Source organism: Marinococcus luteus (assembly GCF_034497705.1).
Taxonomy (GTDB): domain Bacteria; phylum Bacillota; class Bacilli; order Bacillales; family Marinococcaceae; genus Marinococcus; species Marinococcus luteus_A.
Genome location: NZ_JAXRUV010000001.1, coordinates 438895 through 457503, shown reverse-complemented (window position 1 = coordinate 457503; position 18609 = coordinate 438895). Strand labels below are relative to the sequence as shown.

17 protein-coding genes are annotated in these 18609 nt (G+C 50.8%); 11 read left to right on the top strand and 6 right to left on the bottom strand.

Translation table 11 applies throughout. The features are described from left to right. The first annotated feature begins 46 nt into the window (after positions 1-46). Entirely contained in the window at positions 47-1006 is a 960-nt protein-coding gene (locus tag Q9M42_RS02275) for a tyrosine-type recombinase/integrase (protein ID WP_322524911.1), read from the top strand. A gap of 77 nt (positions 1007-1083) precedes the next feature. On the opposite strand, the gene Q9M42_RS02270 is transcribed toward Q9M42_RS02275, so the two are convergent. The 3 genes from Q9M42_RS02270 to Q9M42_RS02260 all read right to left on the bottom strand — a co-directional run bounded on the left by Q9M42_RS02270 (position 1084) and on the right by Q9M42_RS02260 (position 4876). Next, a complete protein-coding gene (locus Q9M42_RS02270; protein WP_322524910.1) occupies positions 1084-1902 on the bottom strand; it encodes an STAS domain-containing protein in 819 nt (272 codons plus the stop codon). Positions 1903-1965: 63 nt separating this feature from the next. Next, on the bottom strand, positions 1966-3246 hold the full coding sequence (locus Q9M42_RS02265) for a hypothetical protein (protein ID WP_322524909.1): 1281 nt from the start codon (positions 3244-3246) through the stop codon (positions 1966-1968). A gap of 934 nt (positions 3247-4180) precedes the next feature. Continuing rightward, a complete protein-coding gene (locus Q9M42_RS02260) occupies positions 4181-4876 on the bottom strand; it encodes a DUF2294 domain-containing protein (protein WP_322524908.1) in 696 nt (231 codons plus the stop codon). A gap of 1026 nt (positions 4877-5902) precedes the next feature. On the opposite strand from Q9M42_RS02260, the gene Q9M42_RS02255 reads away from it, so the two are divergent. The 3 genes from Q9M42_RS02255 (at position 5903) to cls (ending at position 8590) form a co-directional block, all read left to right on the top strand. After that, positions 5903-6463 (top strand): general stress protein, encoded by a 561-nt coding sequence (locus Q9M42_RS02255; protein ID WP_322524907.1) that lies wholly within the window; start codon positions 5903-5905, stop codon positions 6461-6463. 313 nt (positions 6464-6776) lie between these two features. Continuing rightward, positions 6777-7115 (top strand): YrhK family protein, encoded by a 339-nt coding sequence (locus Q9M42_RS02250; protein WP_440972298.1) that lies wholly within the window; start codon positions 6777-6779, stop codon positions 7113-7115. Between the two features lie 29 nt (positions 7116-7144). Beyond that, positions 7145-8590 carry a cardiolipin synthase gene (gene cls, locus Q9M42_RS02245; protein WP_322524906.1) on the top strand — a complete coding sequence of 482 codons (1446 nt, stop codon included), beginning with the start codon at positions 7145-7147 and terminating at the stop codon, positions 8588-8590. Between the two features lie 95 nt (positions 8591-8685). Here cls and Q9M42_RS02240 read toward each other — a convergent pair whose 3' ends face one another. Next, positions 8686-9099, bottom strand: coding sequence for a hypothetical protein (locus Q9M42_RS02240; RefSeq protein WP_322524905.1), 414 nt, complete (start codon positions 9097-9099; stop codon positions 8686-8688). 391 nt (positions 9100-9490) lie between these two features. Between Q9M42_RS02240 and Q9M42_RS02235 the strand changes: the two genes are divergently transcribed. From Q9M42_RS02235 to Q9M42_RS02205, 7 genes are all read left to right on the top strand, one after another. After that, positions 9491-9814 (top strand): hypothetical protein, encoded by a 324-nt coding sequence (locus tag Q9M42_RS02235; RefSeq protein ID WP_322524904.1) that lies wholly within the window; start codon positions 9491-9493, stop codon positions 9812-9814. A gap of 48 nt (positions 9815-9862) precedes the next feature. Further along, positions 9863-10090 carry a hypothetical protein gene (locus Q9M42_RS02230; RefSeq protein ID WP_322524903.1) on the top strand — a complete coding sequence of 76 codons (228 nt, stop codon included), beginning with the start codon at positions 9863-9865 and terminating at the stop codon, positions 10088-10090. Positions 10091-10142: 52 nt separating this feature from the next. After that, complete coding sequence (locus Q9M42_RS02225; protein WP_322524902.1) at positions 10143-11045, top strand: universal stress protein; 903 nt, start codon at positions 10143-10145, stop codon at positions 11043-11045. A gap of 204 nt (positions 11046-11249) precedes the next feature. Continuing rightward, complete coding sequence (locus tag Q9M42_RS02220) at positions 11250-12476, top strand: GTP-binding protein (RefSeq protein WP_322524901.1); 1227 nt, start codon at positions 11250-11252, stop codon at positions 12474-12476. Continuing rightward, positions 12406-13641, top strand: a complete 1236-nt coding sequence (locus Q9M42_RS02215; RefSeq protein WP_322524900.1) for an NAD(P)-binding domain-containing protein — start codon at positions 12406-12408, stop codon at positions 13639-13641. The genes Q9M42_RS02220 and Q9M42_RS02215 overlap by 71 nt, the downstream gene beginning before the upstream one ends. A 61-nt stretch (positions 13642-13702) precedes the next feature. Continuing rightward, a complete protein-coding gene (locus Q9M42_RS02210) occupies positions 13703-14542 on the top strand; it encodes a ZinT family metal-binding protein (protein WP_322524899.1) in 840 nt (279 codons plus the stop codon). A gap of 43 nt (positions 14543-14585) precedes the next feature. After that, positions 14586-15590: a metal ABC transporter solute-binding protein, Zn/Mn family gene (locus Q9M42_RS02205; RefSeq protein WP_322524898.1), complete on the top strand. Its 1005-nt coding sequence runs from the start codon at positions 14586-14588 to the stop codon at positions 15588-15590. Positions 15591-15642: 52 nt separating this feature from the next. Here Q9M42_RS02205 and Q9M42_RS02200 read toward each other — a convergent pair whose 3' ends face one another. Both Q9M42_RS02200 and Q9M42_RS02195 read right to left on the bottom strand, forming a co-directional pair. Next, positions 15643-18192, bottom strand: a complete 2550-nt coding sequence (locus Q9M42_RS02200; protein ID WP_322524897.1) for a heavy metal translocating P-type ATPase — start codon at positions 18190-18192, stop codon at positions 15643-15645. Beyond that, entirely contained in the window at positions 18182-18553 is a 372-nt protein-coding gene (locus tag Q9M42_RS02195) for an ArsR/SmtB family transcription factor (protein ID WP_322524896.1), read from the bottom strand. The genes Q9M42_RS02200 and Q9M42_RS02195 overlap by 11 nt, the downstream gene beginning before the upstream one ends. Positions 18554-18609: the final 56 nt, after the last annotated feature.

Below are 18609 nucleotides of genomic sequence, written 5' to 3'. Positions count from 1 at the left end.
AACAAGCCGCGATGCTTGATCGACAGACAAAGCAGGAGGAATGATGATGAATTTGCAACCCGAGCTTCTTCCGGACGGCATGCAGGCCTTTCTTTCCTTCCTGCAGTCCCGGGGGCGCAAGCCGAGCACGCTGAAGCGCTACGAATACGACCTCGCCGATTTTCACCGATTCATCGATGTGGTGCTCGACGGCGAGGAAGCGGCCGTCAAACCCGACGACATTACCACTTATTTTCATATACTGGCCGAGGAGCGCCATTACCAGCTCCGGACGCTGAAGCGCATCCAGACTGTGCTCGTCCGCTACTTCCGCTTTCTCCGTGATACGAAACGGATAGCCTCCAACCCGATGGCAGAGCTTCCGGTCGATGACAGCGTCTGGAACGTGTTAAAGGAGGAAGAGCTGATTGCGCCGAAGGAAATGAAGCGACTCATGGACACGCTCGAGTCCGATTCCGGGCTGTCTGATAAGCAGCAGGCCGTGCGCCCGATGCTCGCCCCGCGAAACATCGTGATTTTAAGGCTGTTTTACGACTACGGCCTCCGCATGCATGAGCTTGCCTCGATCCGGATCGAGCACCTGCACCTGACCCGCGGGGAGCTCGACATTACCGAGGGCAACCCGCGGACGCTCAAGCTGACGAAGGAGCTGCAGAAGCAGCTGTACTATTACCTCGACGTGATTCCGCAGGCGGTGCGGCCGTCGTTTGACGGGGAGCCGCTGTTTGTCGCGTTCGACTTTCAGCGCCAGACGTACCGCTGGAGCTATGAAAACGATCAGCCGAAAAATTTAACCGAGGTCGCGATCCAGAAAATGATCCGCGAGGAACGAAAGCGCGCCGGCATCGAACGGGCGATTTCCGCTACCCATTTTCGCAACAGCTACATCGTGCGTGAGCTCGAAAACGGTGTCACGCCGGAAGCACTGATGGACCGGCTCGGGCTGCAGTCCATGCTGACCCTCACCAAATACATCCGCTACGTCAACGAAGAAGCTGCCGGCTGAGCTGGCAGCTTCTTCGCATTAATTCACTGACAAGCGTTTCCTCCACTGTATTTTCTGCACCTACAGTTACAACCCGCTTATAAATATTCATTCAACGCCTGCTGCAAAGTGCCAAGCGTTTTTACATTAGATTGCCAATTCACGGATGATTTGATGGTTTCCAGTGCAAGCGTCGAAGGGATCCCTGTGATCACTGTTTCGCATCCCATTAAAGAGATGCCATCGATCATATAGTTGAAGGTGGTTACGGCCTCTCCTCTCATACGTTCAATTCCTGAAAGGTCCACCACTAATGTATGAATTTTCCTTTCTGCTATAGTTTCCAACACTTTTTCTTTTAAGAAGTCGAGGCGGTTTTCTTCCATCGCTCCAACAAGAGGGAGCACACTGACGGTATTGTTTATTGGAATGACCGGTACCGACAGCGTTTCCACCAGCTGCTTCTGCTCCCGCAGTAAATCTTCTTTATAGGTAGTATAGCTTTCAACAAACGTATTTAAAAAGAGATCGATACAGTTATTGACCTCCCGCTCCCACCGAAAAAAATCCGTCAGTTCTCTACTCTGGAGCATTGTATGATACGTTTCCACAAAGATCCATACAGTGCGGCGAAGGGCGTGAATCCACTCCAGCTTAAAGGACAAATCAATCGTATGCTCCGCCCACATTTTCCCTTCGTTCCAGGCAAAAGTCTTCATTTTATCCTTTTCATTGTCAATGGCATAAGCCATAACCTGGCGGGCGTTATAAATAAGATCGATGGAGCCGTTCTGTAAAATCTGTCGAATTTCTTCTTTTATTTTTTCAGCTTCAGACAATAATGTCTGCTCAAACATTTGGTCGTTTTCTTTGAAAAATGTTCGAAGCGACATCGAAGAGTGAAAGCTATAGTTCATGTGTCATCGCCCCCGTTATATTAATATTGTCAATCCCCGAGCCGCGCCTTACCTCCAGGCCATTTATTTCTCGTAGTGCTGCTCCTTTTCCTTCTCCTTCTCTCTTTCCCGCTGAACTTCTTTTTTCCGCTGCAGCTGCCGGTGCCCGTAGGTTCCGGTAAGCACCGTTTCCTCGTTTTCAAGTCCTGCGCCGAGCGCCCCGATGCATGTCGCAAGCGACGCTGCCAGCCAGGCAAGCGACAGATAGTACGGGAGTTCGACGTTTTGGCCTACTCCTAAATTAGACTGCAGCATCGACGTCGGGATAAACAAAAATACGGCAAGAAAAAACAGCAGAAACAGAATGCAGTAGTAGCATATTACCCCGAACCCAATCGTAAGCACCGTGGCTGAGTTGTACAATCGCCTGATGCTTTTTGACCGGTTTTTCGAAGGTCTTTCTATAAGCCCGTGAGCGAGAAGCATCCACACAGTTAACGAGGTTAAGGCAACGGCCATTAAGGTAATGGAGCGCCCCGGTCCGTACGCTGCTCCCATCTGCCAGAGCGTGGGAAATATTAATGCATAGGCCCCGGTGGCAAAGGCGATAGCAATCACACTTTTAAACGCGGTAAACACCTTTACCGGATTATTCGCCCGCGCCATCCCGGTGACCACCCGGGAATACCCGTTGATATTGGGCCGTGCCACGTACCGCGTATCTGACGTATCGTTACTTTCATCCGGCCGAATGCGATACACCGGGGCGATCCGCTCGACCAGGCTGTCCCCGAGAAGCTGTCTGGCGCCATTGTTACGCACGTATTTTCCCTGCCTGCTCCCCATCGAAGAATGCTTTTCTTCCTGACGTTCCCGGGCTTCGTCAGAGCTTCCGTAATGCATCTCGCTCGTCAGCTGAAGAAGCGCTTCGCGTACGCGGCGCATGATCGGCAGCGCCCCGAGCGTCGGGATGGACAGCTGGGCAATTCTTCGCTCCACGTTGGCTTCGGCGACGAGAAAGTCTTCATCCCGGAATAGCGGTAGGTCCGTCAGACAGATCACATAATCCCAGCCACGCTTGTCCTTGAGCGTTTGCGCTTCTTCGAGAATGGAGGCCGCTTCTTCGGCAGAGCCCGTTAACGGATCCACCACTACCTTGATATCCCACGCATACTCGTCATCCACTTCACGTGAAAACAATTCGGCAAGCTCGGGATACAGCACGTCGATCGTTTCGGAAGCAGCCCCCGGCGCCGGCACGAGCCCTACAACAAGAGAGGGCTCTGCGGCATGTTCAGAGGCATCCTGCGAAGATTCATCTTCCGGTTTTTTTACATTATCTGCCCGCTCGTTGGGTGGTGACATGATATTTACCTCCTATGGTGTATGATGTATATCATAAAAAAATAAGCCGAAAAAGAGACTACTCTCCTTCCCGGCTTATTAGTAGGCGTTTATCCTCTAATTACTGCCAAAGTCGTATAGATGGGCTTCGTGAAAGCCGCCTGGTTACAATTAAGGTTTTACTTCAAATTATCTGTCTAATTAATACGTTCCCATGCTTTATCGGCTTTAAACGTTTGCCCTGGGTCTCTCCGTGCCGGCTTACGGGCCTTAACCGCCCCCCCCGGCCTTTTTTTAAACACCGAATGTTTTCGATTCATAGTATCGTGAATAGCGTGTAGTACATGTAGGTTCATTTGTTACTGATGTTAAAAAGGAAAGAATTTGTGTACGAAAACATTTTAAATACCACCGGCGCACGAGCATCCCGGAAGGACCTTGGGTAATGAGCCAGCGGCGGAGCGATATGCTGTTTCTGCATCGCCAGGTGCGTGCCGAAAAAGTAAACCAATATCTTCCCTCGAGTCTTGAGACACCCTTGAGGAGGATGCCGGAGAAAAGCGGCTTTTTATTTTGAAAGCACTTACCAGGCGATCTCCGAGGCTTACTGCCCCCCTGGAGGGCACGCTTGATCACTGGCTGCTTGAACGCTGTTATGCCTGGTCTCCGGTAAAAAATAGTTTGATCGAAATCGGCATTCATCATACTCCCTGGGAGTACAGGACTCCGAAGCCCACGTGCAGACGGTGTCGATTCCTCCTTTTACACTCTAAGACTTATCGCTATCCAATATGAAGTGCCATTTCGTCCCGGGAAACGGCTGCCACTCCGGCAAAAATAATGAAAATCAACCTAGCATTGCTCGCGAGCACAGCCCTCGCTTTCCCTCGTCAAAAAGCGCCCACCGGCTGTGCCGGTAGGCGCTCGCTGTTTTTCACCCTGCTTTATCAGGGTATTACTTTTTCGGCTGCATGATGAGCACTGCATACCCTTTGTCTCCTGTGAAATGCCAGAAAACAAACGTTTCAGTAATCTTACTGTCAATCAGGGACTCCAGGCTCGCCCCGTGAATCATCCGAAGCTCCAATGGCTTCTTTACTTCCTTGAGTTCATTTGTATACCCCGCCCGGATCAATTCTTTTTCGATTTCCACGAACACTCCGGTCCGTTTGATCATAATCGTACGGTCATTCAGCCAGAAGGATTCCGTCACCGCCGGTACCTTCTGACCCCACTCGCTCAGTTCAATGACTTTATCGTTAAACTTTTGGTGATTTAAATGAGCCGGCCACTGAGCCTCACAAGCTGCCGTATCCTCCGACATAACGCCAAGAATGACGCCCCGCTTCTGCTGAAGATCCCAGTCAAAATACATTTCCCGGATCGTAATTCCCGCTATTACTTCTATACGAGCGCGCATCTCTGTCTGGAGCTGCTCAAACAATAAGTCTCTTGTCTCCTCCACCCGCTTATATTCGCCCTGATCCATCAATATGGCTTCCATCGGCGCTAAAAAATCCCGCAGGTGAATGACTAAAAACGGATCCTCGAGGGTGACGTACACCGACGTCGGCCCTTTGCCAAAGTTGTCCCGGATCAATTTGCCCATGTAGCCGGCAATTTCTCCGTGTTCGGTTCGTGTCTCTTCCATTTTCTCGCTCCTATGGACGATCCAGTTAAAGTGTCCCAGGAGAACGGCTCTTCTCATTCATCCGTCAATTTTTGTGTATTTAGTTCAGCTCGTCCCTCCTTTCCCGCTGTTTCTTTGGAAAACGCGCAGCAACTTTTTCTATGGAGTTGAAAAATACAAAAAAACCCAGAGAAATAACATCCCTGCAGCTTATTCCTCAGCGCTGTCCGTCTGATAATTTTACCTGCCGGTACCCTGTCAGATTAATAGATACCGATCGTCTGCCCCTAAGATGCACCAAAAAACGGGGAAGCAGCCTCCTGGCCTGATTCCTTTCTCCGCAGGCTTTTGCCTTGTTTCGCCTGGGATCCCCTCATGAAATTTCAAACAAACAAGCAACAACGCTGCCGGAGCAGGGCATTGCAGGCCCTGTTGTCCCCAATGTGCCCTCCTGGTGGCACCATTGTTGCCCCCGTGCATGATTAGCGGAGACGAGGGGCTACGCGTTAGGTTTACCCTAACATGAGCATTTATTTAAGACAAACGGACTGTGCATTCATCAATAAAGCCTCCAGGAAAGGAGTTTAGCCCTTCTTTAATAACGAGACCTCTGCATTAAGAAAACCTCTCTGGCTTCCCTGTTTAAAAATATGAAAGTAATCAATTATATTTTTAGCCGTCTGCCGTTCTTTCCAGCCAATTCATTTACGTTAAACAGTGTTTTTGTTCTTTAAATTTTAAATCCCCTGAAAAATCATCCCTAAAAAGAAAATTTGTTTACATTATGTTTAGCTCTGCTTCTCTCTGGTTAAATTATAAATAGAATAAATACTACTTGGTGATAATAACCAGAAACAATGCTGTGTTATAAGCCAGAGAAGGGAGATACCTCCTTTTTCTGGCTTTTTATTTTTTATAAGGAGGCGATAAATGAGTGAATGAACGTTATCCCCGACCCCGGCACAGGAGTTGAAAGTAAAAAGCATCTAACCTGCTATTATTAATAAAATAAAACTTCAATTATTATTTAGAAAGGAAGGTCTTATCATGGAAATGAAGCTTATCGGTGGAGTATTTAAAAACGAAGAAGACGCGGTGAATGCCATTCACTCTCTAGAAAGAAGCGGTCATAAAAAAGACGATATTTCTGTTTTTGTAAAAAACAAGGAGATTGCCGATCATCTTTCAGAGGAAACTGATATAAATACTTCCGGTGATAAAGATCAAAGCAGCAATGGCAAGGATGCCGGTAAAGGCGCCGGTATCGGGGCCGGCAGCGGGGTAGTCCTCGGGGGTGCTATTGGCCTTGGCCTGCTCGCTATTCCTGGAGCTGGTCCTATTGCGGCGGCTGGTCCGTTAGCAGCGGCTATTCAAGGCGGAACGCTCGGCGCGGCCAGCGGAGGGATTGCCGGAGCTCTAACAGGAGCCGGAGTGTCAAAGGAAGATGCTGATGAGTACGAAAAATATCTGGAACAGGGAAACATCGTCCTCCTTGTAGAAGCAGACGAAAACCAGCAGGACAACGTGTATAAAATCTTCACGACACACAACACTGCCAATGCAGGGATGTATCCTGAAGGGGTTAGGCACAATAACGATCAAAGCTAATGTACGTGCTGCCAGGGCTGCTTAACGGCCCTGGCTGCCCTCTTTTTTCAACAAATAACACAATAGTAAAGGGCAGAAGTACATAAAAAAAAGTCGGAAAACAGACAAAGTCCCGTCTTCCGGTTTACTAGCAGGTTTTTACTCCTCCAGTTGCCGCCATTCATTATATTTCAGTTAACCACTCTATTTTTATTGGGTCAGGAATTTTTCAGAGGTTATCTTTTCCTGCTCTGTAAATAATTAAGTTTCACAGCAGCAAATTACGTTAATAGGCATGTGAAATACTACAAAAGTGTCGAAAGGAGGAAGTCGAATGAATGCCAGAGTAGCTGATAAACGTAATAATCAGGGGAACTCCTCCAGGGATGCTTATATTGAAAACCGGATGCAGAGCCATACTCCCTTTTTCAAAAAGGTTTATCACACGCTTTATACCATCAATGATTTTTTATTAGGGCTATGGTTTTTTATCGGCAGTATCTGCTTTTATTTTGAAGGTCCCTGGCGCGTTCTTGGGGTAACGCTTTTCGTCGTAGCGAGCTTTCAGTTTCTTATCCGTCCAACAATCCGGCTCGTTCATGAATTCCATGCCCGCCGGCATTACGGCAGAGAATACGACCGGCATTACGGCACAGAGGAACAGGAGTCTTAAAACAAAGCCAAAGGGGACAATGACCACTGATGACAAACTTAGAATGGTGGGAATCGGTCGGCTACATTATTCTACTGTTTAATATTGGGTGTGTACTGCTGATTATTTTGCGTGGCCGAAAAAGTGCAACGGCTACCTGGGCCTGGATATTAGTCATGCTTACTCTTCCACTGGCAGGGCTCATGCTGTATCTGTTATTTGGACGGGAATTAAAAAGCGAGCGCTGGAATTCGGCAGATGCCCCGCGCACTCAGCTTTTAATGGATATGCAGCAGAATTCTCTCAGTCAAGGGCAATTATTCCAGCACAGCCAGGGCAGCAGACAAAAGCAGGAGCTGGTCCATATGCTTCTGCATGCCAACTATTCTCCGCTGACTGAAGACAATCAGGTTGAGCTGATTACCGATGGAAAAGCAAAATTTGATCAATTATACGAAGATATACAGGCAGCCCGCCATTCTGTGTATATTCAATACTACAGCATCGCCCCGGACGAGATTGGACGCCCGCTCATCGAGCTGCTGACAAAAAAAGCTGATGAAGGGCTGGACGTATTTTTATTATATGACGGCTTAGGGTCCATCAAATTAACGAAGCAGCTGCTTGAGCCATTAAGACAGGCGGGTGGCTGGGCCGAGCCCTTTTTCCCGCTGCGTTCCGCCCTATTTAAAGCTTCTCTCAATCACCGGAATCACCGGAAGCTCGTAATTATCGACCAGACTACTGGGTATATGGGCGGGTTCAATATAGGCAGACAGTACGTGAAAAAAACGAAAAAATTCGGTTACTGGCGGGACTCCCATTTACGGCTGCGAGGAGGTTCCGTTTATTTGCTGCAGGACTATTTCATCTCTGACTGGAATAAGGGCGGCCCCTCCTCCTCTCTTTCTGCAGATACCACGCTTCCCAAAATCCGTCAGGAAAACGGCGTTGCCATGCAGCTCGTTCAGAGCGGTCCCGATATGCCCCGGAGTCAGATTAAAGGCGGCTTTTTAAAAATGATTCAGGAGGCTGATGACTACATTTACATTCAGACCCCCTATTTCATACCCGATCTCAGCCTGCTGGAAAGCCTTCGGATTGCGGTATTAAGCGGCCGGGACGTGCGGATCATGATTCCAAACAAACCGGATCACCTGTTTGTCTACTGGGCGACCTCGTTTTTTGTCGGCGAACTGCTTCGGGAGGGAGCTTCTGTCTACATGTATGAAGATGGCTTTCTACATGCCAAAACGATGGTCATTGATGACCATGTGAGTACGCTTGGCACGGCAAATATGGATATCCGGAGCCTTCGCATTAATTTTGAGCTAAATGCATTTATGTATGACCAGCCGACTGCCCACAAGATGAAATCCGTATTTGAATCCGATCAGGCCGTCTGCCGGGAATTAACCTGGGACGAATACCAGAAACGCTCGGCGGCGGTCCGGATGAAGGAAAATTTCTCACGGCTGCTGGCTCCTTTGCTTTAAAAAGAGACTACTATATTCAAGAAAGCCCCATTCAGCCTATGAAAGCTCTGGCGGATTTTATCATGGCCGGGCTTTCTTTTTTTCGCGCTTCGTTTTTACACGTACTCCAATATCAGCAGGACCACAGTAAGACCAATGGCTGCGACGGCCAGTGTCCCTCCGTGCACGAACCACTCGTACCGGTAATCATTGGGATTATCGCTTTCCCGCTTCCACATACGTACGCTTATCCCAGTATAAATGGCATAAAACAATAATAAGATGATAAAAATGGAAGGCTCAAAAAACTCCTGAAAGACATTTACCAGGAGGGTTCCTGCCAAAAATAAAGCGGAGAAGATGTATCTGATGACAACGTGCATCCTGTTCGCGTACTTATTTTTTCTCAGGCCGCCATTTCGCTTGATGTACCATTTCCGGCTCAGCCATTCAATCGCTCCAATGACTGCAATCGTTACAACTACAGCCAGAATCAGTATTTTTAAACTGAATGATGCTTCAGGCGGCATCCTCTTCCCCCTTTCCATTTCAATCTTTCACTTTAACGCAAGGATACTCAACTGTATTATACAGTCATTATTTTTACACGAAACCCAGTCTTTATTAGACGCCTCCGGTGTCATAACTTCTTATTATTTCTTTTGCCACGGGCAGTCGCTGGATAAAATTCACCTTTGCATTAAAGCATAACTTTGGTAAAGTAATTATTTTATCTGTGCATTTAGTCGTGAGTAATTGCTGAAGGACTTTTTAACGATGCAATTCCCTATTTTCAGTGTATACTGGTAATTACAAAGGTATTAAGACCCTGGCACTTACTACTGCTTTTTACATAACCTATATGATTTTTTACCCTGGCTCGTTTAAGCCGCTAATCAACCCCCGGAAGGAGTACTTCGCATGAATCTCTCGGAACAAAAACATCCGCCTGAGCCTTTTCAGGCAGAACGGTACTCGCTCGTCCGGTTCGTCTATCTTGCAGAAAATGCAGAACAGCCGAATAAACTGTGGTTTATAGGCAGCGCCCTTGAATTGCAGGAGGAGCTTTTTCTCGAGCATTACACAGAGGTCAGCTTCGAATTGGGAGAGGAAATTCGCTTCCGGCAGCTGGTGATGCGCGTGGTGGCTATTGAAGCCGTGGCCCTTTCCTCCTGTCCGTCATACTCGGCGGATGAAAAATTGATTACGTACTATCTCGCCTCGGAGGATTTTCCTCTCATGTGATTTAACCAGCGTCAATGCTTCTCTACACTTTGAAAAAGGGGGAGAATAATGAAACAGCTGATCGAACGTGTGCATAATGCCGCCCGCACGTATTCTGTTTTGGATTTTGGCGTGTTAAAAATATGTCTGTTTGCGATCGGTCTCTGGACCGGTATTGTTTACGCACGGCCCCTCCGCTCCAGGCTTTGTTTTATACAGAGCACTGCCCTCACCTCCTTCATTTACATTCTTTACACTACCTTTCGCAAAATGTGTGCCGACAGGAACGGAAAATAAGCAGCCTTTCCACCAATTCACAAATGATGGATGCAAGAAAGGAAGAAGCCTTATGCCCCTCCCTTACCAGCGAATACTTGTCGCTCTTGACGGCTCGGAGGAATCGAAAGCTGGCCTCGCCAAAGGCATTGAGACTGCCCTCGCCTATGGCAGCGCGCTCGCCCTCTGTCATATCGTCGACTACCACAGCATCAAAGAACTGCGGAAGCAGTACCCGGATTTAATGCTTCATGCCCTTAATAAGCATGGAAGTGCGATCATCACCGAGGGGAAGGAAACAGCCGAAAACGCAGGGATTGAAAATGTGCGTATCTTTATAAAAGAAGGCATACCCAAAACGGTCATCGCCGGGGACATTGCAAAGTCGTTTCAGCCGGACCTCATCATCTCCGGCGGCTCGGGTGCCGGCAGCTCTGAAAAAAAGCGGTTCGGCAGCGTGTCCGCCGGCATCGTCCGGCGTGCTTCCTGTGATGTATGGATCGTAAAAAACAGCGATACTTCCGCGGTATACCGTTCGGTCTTAATTGCCGTCGACGGCTCCGACGTGTCTAAAAATGCCTTTTATGCCGGATTGCATATGGCACAGGAACACCAGAGCCAAATGCAGGTCATTTATGTGCTGAATACCCAGTCCCTCTCATCGCTTGAGCCCTATACCAAAGATATCATCAGCGAGTATAAAACGCGGGCCGATGAACTGCTGCAGGAATATCAGGTGTTAAGCGACGCAGAAAACCACGGTCTCCAATCCGTGCACTACTCCGTCGAACACGGGACACCGAAAACAGTGATTCCCAGAGATGCTGCCGGGAAATATCAGGCGGACCTGATTGTCGTCGGGGCTTCAGGTATGGGACGCACGCAGCGGTTTATCCTCGGCAGCGTGTCTGAAAGCACCGTCCGCCGGGCTTCCTGTGATGTTTTAGTCGTGCGGAATCAGCATTATCCAGAATGATGAACTCTCTATTCACTAAAAATTTGATCCTGAAACCGCCTTGGTAAACCCCTTTTGTACAGGGGTTTTTTCTTTTTGCCCTGGTAGTCTTCTGTAAAAAATGCATAAACAGCCGTTGACAGTATGAAAAATATTTTATAAAGTAATTGAAGCGTACAAATCGTAACAATTACGATTTATGTTCCAAATAAGGAGGAGTCAGCTATGTCTTCACCCATCCCGGTTACTGTTCTGAGCGGCTATTTGGGCTCAGGCAAAACGACCCTGTTGAATCACCTGCTTCACGAACAGTCGGATTGGAAAGTAGCCGTAATCGTCAACGATATGAGCGAAATTAATATCGATGCTGGTCTGATTGAACGAGGCAGCTCTCTTTCGCGCACAGAAGAAAACCTGGTGGAAATGTCGAACGGCTGCATCTGTTGCACGCTTCGGGATGACCTGCTTCAGGAGGTTCACCGGATTGCGGAACGCGTGGGCGTGGATTATATTTTGATCGAATCCACCGGCATCAGCGAGCCTATTCCTGTCGCCCAGACGTTTACATATCAGGATGAGGCGTCGGGGATCGACCTTACCGGCAGCTGCCGGCTCGACACGATGGTCACCATGGTCGATGCCGCCCGCTTTTGGGCCGATTATACTTCGGGTGAGACGCTGCAGGAGCGCAAGCAGAGCGCGGGAGACGATGATGAGCGCGAAATTGCTGACCTGCTGATTGAGCAGATCGAATTTTGCGATGTATTGGTTTTAAACAAAACAGACTTGCTCTCCCGGGAGCAGATCCAGCATTTAACAGGTGTGCTGCGGGCGCTTCAGCCGAAAGCAGCCATCATTGAAACGGCGTATGGCCGCGTCGAGCCCTCCATGGTGCTCGGGACAGGGGCATTTTCATTTGATGAAGCTCTTCAGGCCCCGGGCTGGCTGCAGGAACTCGAAAAGGAGCATGAGCCGGAAACGGAGGAATATCATATCTCTTCCTTCGTTTTCCAGAGCCGGATCCCTTTTCATTCCGAACGGCTGCTGGAATATTTGGAAGCCTTTCCCCAACATGTGATACGGGCCAAAGGCATTATCTGGTGCGTCACCCGGAATGATACAGCGCTTTTACTTTCGCAGGCCGGCACGTCCATCCAGCTCGAGCCGGTGTCGTACTGGGTAGCCTCCCTCCCTGCCGGCGAGCAGCAGCGCGTACTTAAGGAGCAGCCGGATCTCGAGGCCAACTGGGATCCGGGCGTCGGTGACAAGGGCACCGAACTGGTGGTTATCGGCCAGCACCTGGATCGGCAGAAGATAACCCGGGAGCTGTCCGAGTGTTTGTTAACGAAAGAGGAACAGCAGCTGGACGCAAGCACCTTTTATGATCCTTTCCCCTGGCTCGTTTCTCTGCACGATGAAGAACATGCTGGGAGTGAACATCCTCATGCTTGAATGGGTCATTATCGGTGCCGGTATCCACGGATGTACGACGGCCGCCCATCTGGCATATGCCGATCCTTCGTTGACACGTGACAACAGACTGTTGCTGATTGATTCAGAAGCCACGCCGCTTGCGGCCTGGGACAGGCTGACCGCACGGGTAGGCATGAAATATTTGCGCTCGCCCGGTGTTCACCACCTGCATCCTGAGGCCAGTGATTTATTTCGCTTCGCAAAACGTAATGATTATGATTTGAGCCATTTTTCCGATACGAGCAAAAAGCCCTCAGTCTCTGTCTTTCGCCGGCATTGCGAGAAAGTAGTGGAAGAAATGAATCTCACGTTCTGTTTTCAACAGGCCTCTGCTTTTCACATCGACCGCTGTACGGATGGATGGCGAATCGAAACCGATCAGGGAGCGATCTTCACGAGGCGAGTCGTGCTCGCGACGGGAACGAAAGAGCACTGTTCGCTCCCGTCATGGCTTCCTTCGAATGGTGATCAACGTGCTTATCATCTTCACCAAAAGCAGGAGTTAACCCCTGTTGCTCCGCCTGTCACCATTATCGGCGGTGGCATGAGCGGCGTACAGGCTGCTCTCGAGCTCGGACACCGTTATCCGAGCCAGGCTACTCTCGCTATTCGCCACCCGCTCCGCGTATGGGAATACGATTCTGCCCCCGAATGGATGGGCGGCAAATATAAACAGACATGCAAGCGGGCTTTAACTTTTTCCGAACGAAAAAACGTCATTAGCCGGGCACGCCGGCCGGGATCGATTACGAAAAATCTGTACCGGCAGATTCGGCGGGAGCAAAATCTTGGACACCTTCACGTGAAGCAAGAAGCTGTGCAAAACGTCACCCCCGGGCCGGCAGCCTGGCTGATTCACGGAGAAAAAACAACCTGGAAAGCCCGAGCCATTCTTTGTGCCACCGGCGATCAATACCATCCGGTCCATAGTCCCCTTCTCGCCCGGCTTATCGATTCATATGGGCTGCCGCTCACCCCCTGCGGTTATCCGGCGCTTGCTGCACATTCGCTCGCATGGGCGGAAGGACTCTACGTAAGCGGACCACTTGCCGATTTTGCGATTGGCCCCACAGCCCGGAACATTTCCGGAGCCCGTATGGCTGCCTCCTGCATTCAGCAGGAAACCCGGAACGCATTTATATAGACTGTATATTTTTTAATTAATAAATCGTAATGACTACGATTTACTTTAAGGAGAGGTATTTATGCAAAAATTTCCATTAAAAGGGTTAAGCGCCCTGACCGTCATCGCAATGATCGTGACAGGATGCGGCAACGCCTCGGAGAAAGGCTCAGCAAGTGAAAATGCTTCGGAGTCCGAGGAGCAGAATCAGGAGAACTCGGACGAAGCATCACAAAGCAATGAACAGAGTGACGATGAGGACGCAGGCAGTGGAGACAGCGAGGATCATGAGCATGACCACAGGCATGACGAAGAAAGTGACAGCCACGACCACAGCCACGATGAGGAAGAAAGCCACAGCCATGGCCATGACGCTGAATACGAGCGCATTTATGATGGCTTTTTTTACAATGACGAGGTAGAGGAACGGCCCTTATCCGACTGGGAAGGCGACTGGCAGTCCGTTTACCCGTATTTGGAGAACGGCACCCTGGATGAAGTATTTGCCCATAAGGCGGAAGAAGACGAAGAAATGTCGGAGGAAGAATATAAGGACTACTACGAGGAAGGCTATCAGACCGACGTGAGTGAAATTGCTATTGAAGACGATGGTACCGTTACCTTTGTAAAGGACGGCGAAGAAATGAGTGGTGAATACGTTTCGGGCGGCCATGAAATTTTAGAGTATGAAGCGGGCAACCGCGGGGTCCGGTACATCTTCGAACTTGATGAAGGCGACGGTGGCATGCCACAGTACATCCAGTTCAGCGATCACAGCATCAATCCGACCGATGCCGGCCATTATCACCTCTACTGGGGCGATGACAGCGATGAACTGCTCGAGGAGGTAGACAACTGGCCTACCTATTATCCGTCAGACATGGACGGTGAAGAAATTACGCATGAAATGATCTCGCATTAATCATTCCCCAACCAGCATGCTACTTATGAAAGGAACGAATACTATGAAAAAACAAGCTGCTTTAGGTGCCTCCATCGTTGCCGGAGCTCTCCTGCTCCAGGCTTGCAGCACCAGTGACGATAACCAGCAAAACACCTCCGGCGATAGTAATGACAATCCGCCAAGTGAAAACGACAAGCTGGACGTCTATACTACCCTGTTTGCCTGGGAGGATTTTACGAAACAAATCGGAGGCGACTACGTGAATGTGGAAAACGTCGTCCCTCCCGGCTCCAATGCCCATTCCTTTGATCCGACGCCCCAGACACTAACAGACATTGCCGAAGGTGATATGTTTATTATGACCGGAAGCGGAATGGAAGGCTTCGCTGATGAAGCGAAAAGTACTGTAGACGGTGAAAATGTGAAGGTGCTGGAGCTCACAAATAACATGGACCTGTTGGAAGCGTCCGATGAGCATGATCACAGCCATGAGGAAGAGGGCCATGACCATGGCGACGAGGGCCACGATCACAGTCACAGCGGCAGTGACCCGCACGTATGGCTTGATCCGGTACGTGCCCAGGAGGCTGCTGAAAGTATTAAAAACGAGTTAGTCGAGCAAATGCCGGAGCAGCAGGAAACGTTTGAGGAAAACTATGAGGCACTTGCGTCCGATCTTGAAGACATTGACCAGGGATTCACAGACGTCGCTGAAACCAGTGATAGCAACCAGTTTATCGTGTCCCATGCAGCCTACGGCTACTGGGAGGAGCGGTACGGCATCGAACAAATACCGGTCAGCGGCATCAATGCCCAGGACGAGCCGTCCGTCCAGGAAATTAACGACATTGTGGCTACGGCGGAAGAAAATGATATTCACACGGTCCTCCTCGAGCAAAACATCCCGTCCAAAACGGCCGAAACCGTGCAGGACGAAATTGGCGCGGATGTCGCCTACCTGCACAACCTCTCGACCGTGACGGAGGAAGACATTGAAAACGAAGCCACCTATGTATCGTTAATGCAGGATAATATTGAAAGCCTCGAGCAGGCGTTAAATCAGTAAACAGCAAAAAGCCAGGCGGCGCCGTCTGGCTTTTATACTATATTACCACCATTTATCCCCGCAGCCGGAACAGCCTCAGGCTGTTTGCCACGACAATGAGTGCTGCTCCGGTGTCGCTGAGCACTGCCATCCAGAGCGTTAACATGTCCGGCACAATCAGCAACAGGGCGGCGACTTTAATCAGTACCGCAAACCAGATGTTCTGCTTAATGATGCGAAGCGCCTTGCGGCTGAGCCGGATCGTATACGGCAGCTTTTCGAGATTGTCCGCCATCAAAACGATGTCGGCCGCTTCCATCGATGTGTCTGCCCCGGCTCCTCCCATCGCAATGCCGATGTCCGCGGTGGCAAGCGCCGGCGCATCATTGATGCCGTCACCCACCATGCCGACACGGCGTCCTTCCTGCTGGAGCGTACAGACTGCTTTTGCTTTGTCCTCCGGGAGCAGCCCGGCCATGTACCGGTCAATGTTCGCCTGGCCCGCAATTTTCGCGGCGGTGCCTTCATTGTCGCCGGTGAGGACGGTCAATTCACGGATGCCGTTTTTATGAAGCGACTGTACCGCTTCCGAGGATACCGGCCGGATTTTGTCGGCGACCCCTACGTAGCCCAAAATGCTCTCTCCGTCTCCGATCAAAACGACGGTCATGCCTTCATTCTGCAGCTTCTGGATTTCCTCCTGAATCTGCTCCGTCTGAATGCCCTTTTCCTTCAGCCACTCGGGCTTTCCAGCCGCATACGCTTTACCCTGGATCGTACCGGATACGCCTTTTCCGGGCTCCGCGTAGAAGTTCACCCCTTCAAGAGGAGTCACCTTCTGTTCCCTGGCGTACGCTGTAATCGCACGGGCAATTGGGTGGTTGGAGTATGCCTCCAGGGTCGACGCAACCGAAAGCAGCCGGTCCTCGTCGCCGTCTTTGGCGTATACTTTTTCCACGACAGGCTTCCCTTCAGTGAGCGTCCCCGTCTTATCAAAGGCGAGGGCATTCAGGGTGCCGGCGGCTTCAAGAAAGGCTCCGCCTTTAATCAGCACGCCCTGCTTGGCCGCGTTGCCGATCGCCGACACGATGGCCACCGGCGTCGAAATAACGAGCGCACACGGGCAGGCCACAACAAGCAGCGCCAGTCCGCGGTACACCCAGTCCGCCCAGCCGCCAAAGCCAATCAGCGGTGGTACGACAATCACGGCGATCGCCGCGGCAAACACTATCGGCGTGTACACGGCGGCGAACCGGTCCACGAAGCTCTGGGTCGGTGCCTGCTGCTCCTGCGCCTCTTCCACTAAATGAATAATCCGTGCAAGCGTCGTGTCCTCCGGACGTGCGGTCACCTCGACTTCCAGGCTGCCGAAGTCATTCAGCGTACCGGCATATACTTTATCTCCGGATTCTTTATCGATCGGGAGTGATTCCCCGGTGATTGGGGACTGGTCGACCATCGAGTGTCCTTCGCGAATAGTGCCGTCCAGAGGAATCTTTTCTCCCGGCTTAATGAGCATCGTCTGGCCAAGACGTACCTCCTTCACCGGACGCCGGATCCATGTGTCCCCTGCTTTCACCCAGGCCTCCGCCGGCGCCAGATCCATCAGATGGCTGATTGATTTGCGCGTTTTAGCAACCGAATACTGCTGCAGAGCGTTTCCGAGCGCAAACAGCCAGACGACAAGCGCCCCTTCAAAGTATTCCCCGATGAGCGGAGCGCCGATCGCAGCTCCTATCATGAGCACGTTCATATCAAGCGACCGGCTTTTAATGGCAAAATACGCGCTTTTCGCCGGCTTGTAGCCCCCGACGACAATTACAGAAAGATACAGCATAATTGAAATGATCGCCGGGACCGGCATCAGCGAGCTGGCAATACCGGCCAGCAGAAGTCCGCCGGAGACGATCGTATTTGTCATTCCGCGGAGCGGAGAGGCCTCCGGCCGGCTGGCAGACGAGCCGCGATCGTCGACTGGCTCCGCTTCAAATCCGAGCCGGCGGACCTCCTCTTTGACTGTTTCCTGCGGCAGCTCGTGATCGAGGGTCATCTTTCCCGTCGCAAACTGCACCTGTACGTCCCGCACGCCTTCGAGCTGCGCAAAGTGTTTGCTGACGGTCGCGGCGCAGGAGCCGCAGTCCATGCCGTAAATGTTATAGGCTTCTCTAGCATCTGCTGCCGGCAGCTGTGTGTCATACCCGAGCCGCTGCACCGTTTGCTTGATCATTGCCGGAGCCAGCGTCCCGTCGGTGGACACCTGCATGCTGCCGGTCGTGTACTGCACCTTTGCCTCCTGCACTCCGGGCAGACGGTACACGCCCTTTTGCAGCGTAGACGCGCACGATGGACAGTCCATCCCCTCCACCTGAAAGGTGTATTCGTCCGCTGGAGCTTTTTTGTCTGGCTCCTTTTGATTTGCGGGTGCCTCCGGCTCGCAGCATCTTTCCTCTTCGCCCGCGTGATCCGGACTGCAGCAGGACGTTTCCTGGACTGGTGTTACATTGATCGAAAAGCTGCGGGACGATCGTTCTGATGCCGGAGCAGAGCCGGTCTCTTCCCGGCTGCAGCAGGAGCATCCTTTCTCCGCTGATTTTCGTTCAAGGGGTTTCTCTTTAGATGCCAAGCGGCTTCTCCTCCATCCCCGGTGCCATGCCTCCAAGCAGTTGAGTAATCTGATTTCCGGCGAGTGTATAGAACACCAGCTTTCCCTCCCGGCGGTAGGTGACGGCGCCCGCCTGGCGGAGGATCCGCAGATGATGAGAAACCGTGGCCGTTGAGGCTCCCAGAATATTAGCCAGGTCACAGCCGCAAAGCTCACCTTCGACGCTGAGGGCGTAAGCTACCTTGTACCGGGTTTCGTCGGCAAGCACTTTAAACCACTGCGAAGCGCTGCGCGCATCCACCTGCCCGACCTGATCCTGGACGCGGGCCACCTTTTCCGGGTCAAAGCAGTATATTTCACACTGATCGTTAGTTTTAGCCATACAAATCTTCCTTCCATTCTTACAATTAATTGTTTATTTAATTGAATCTTATACTT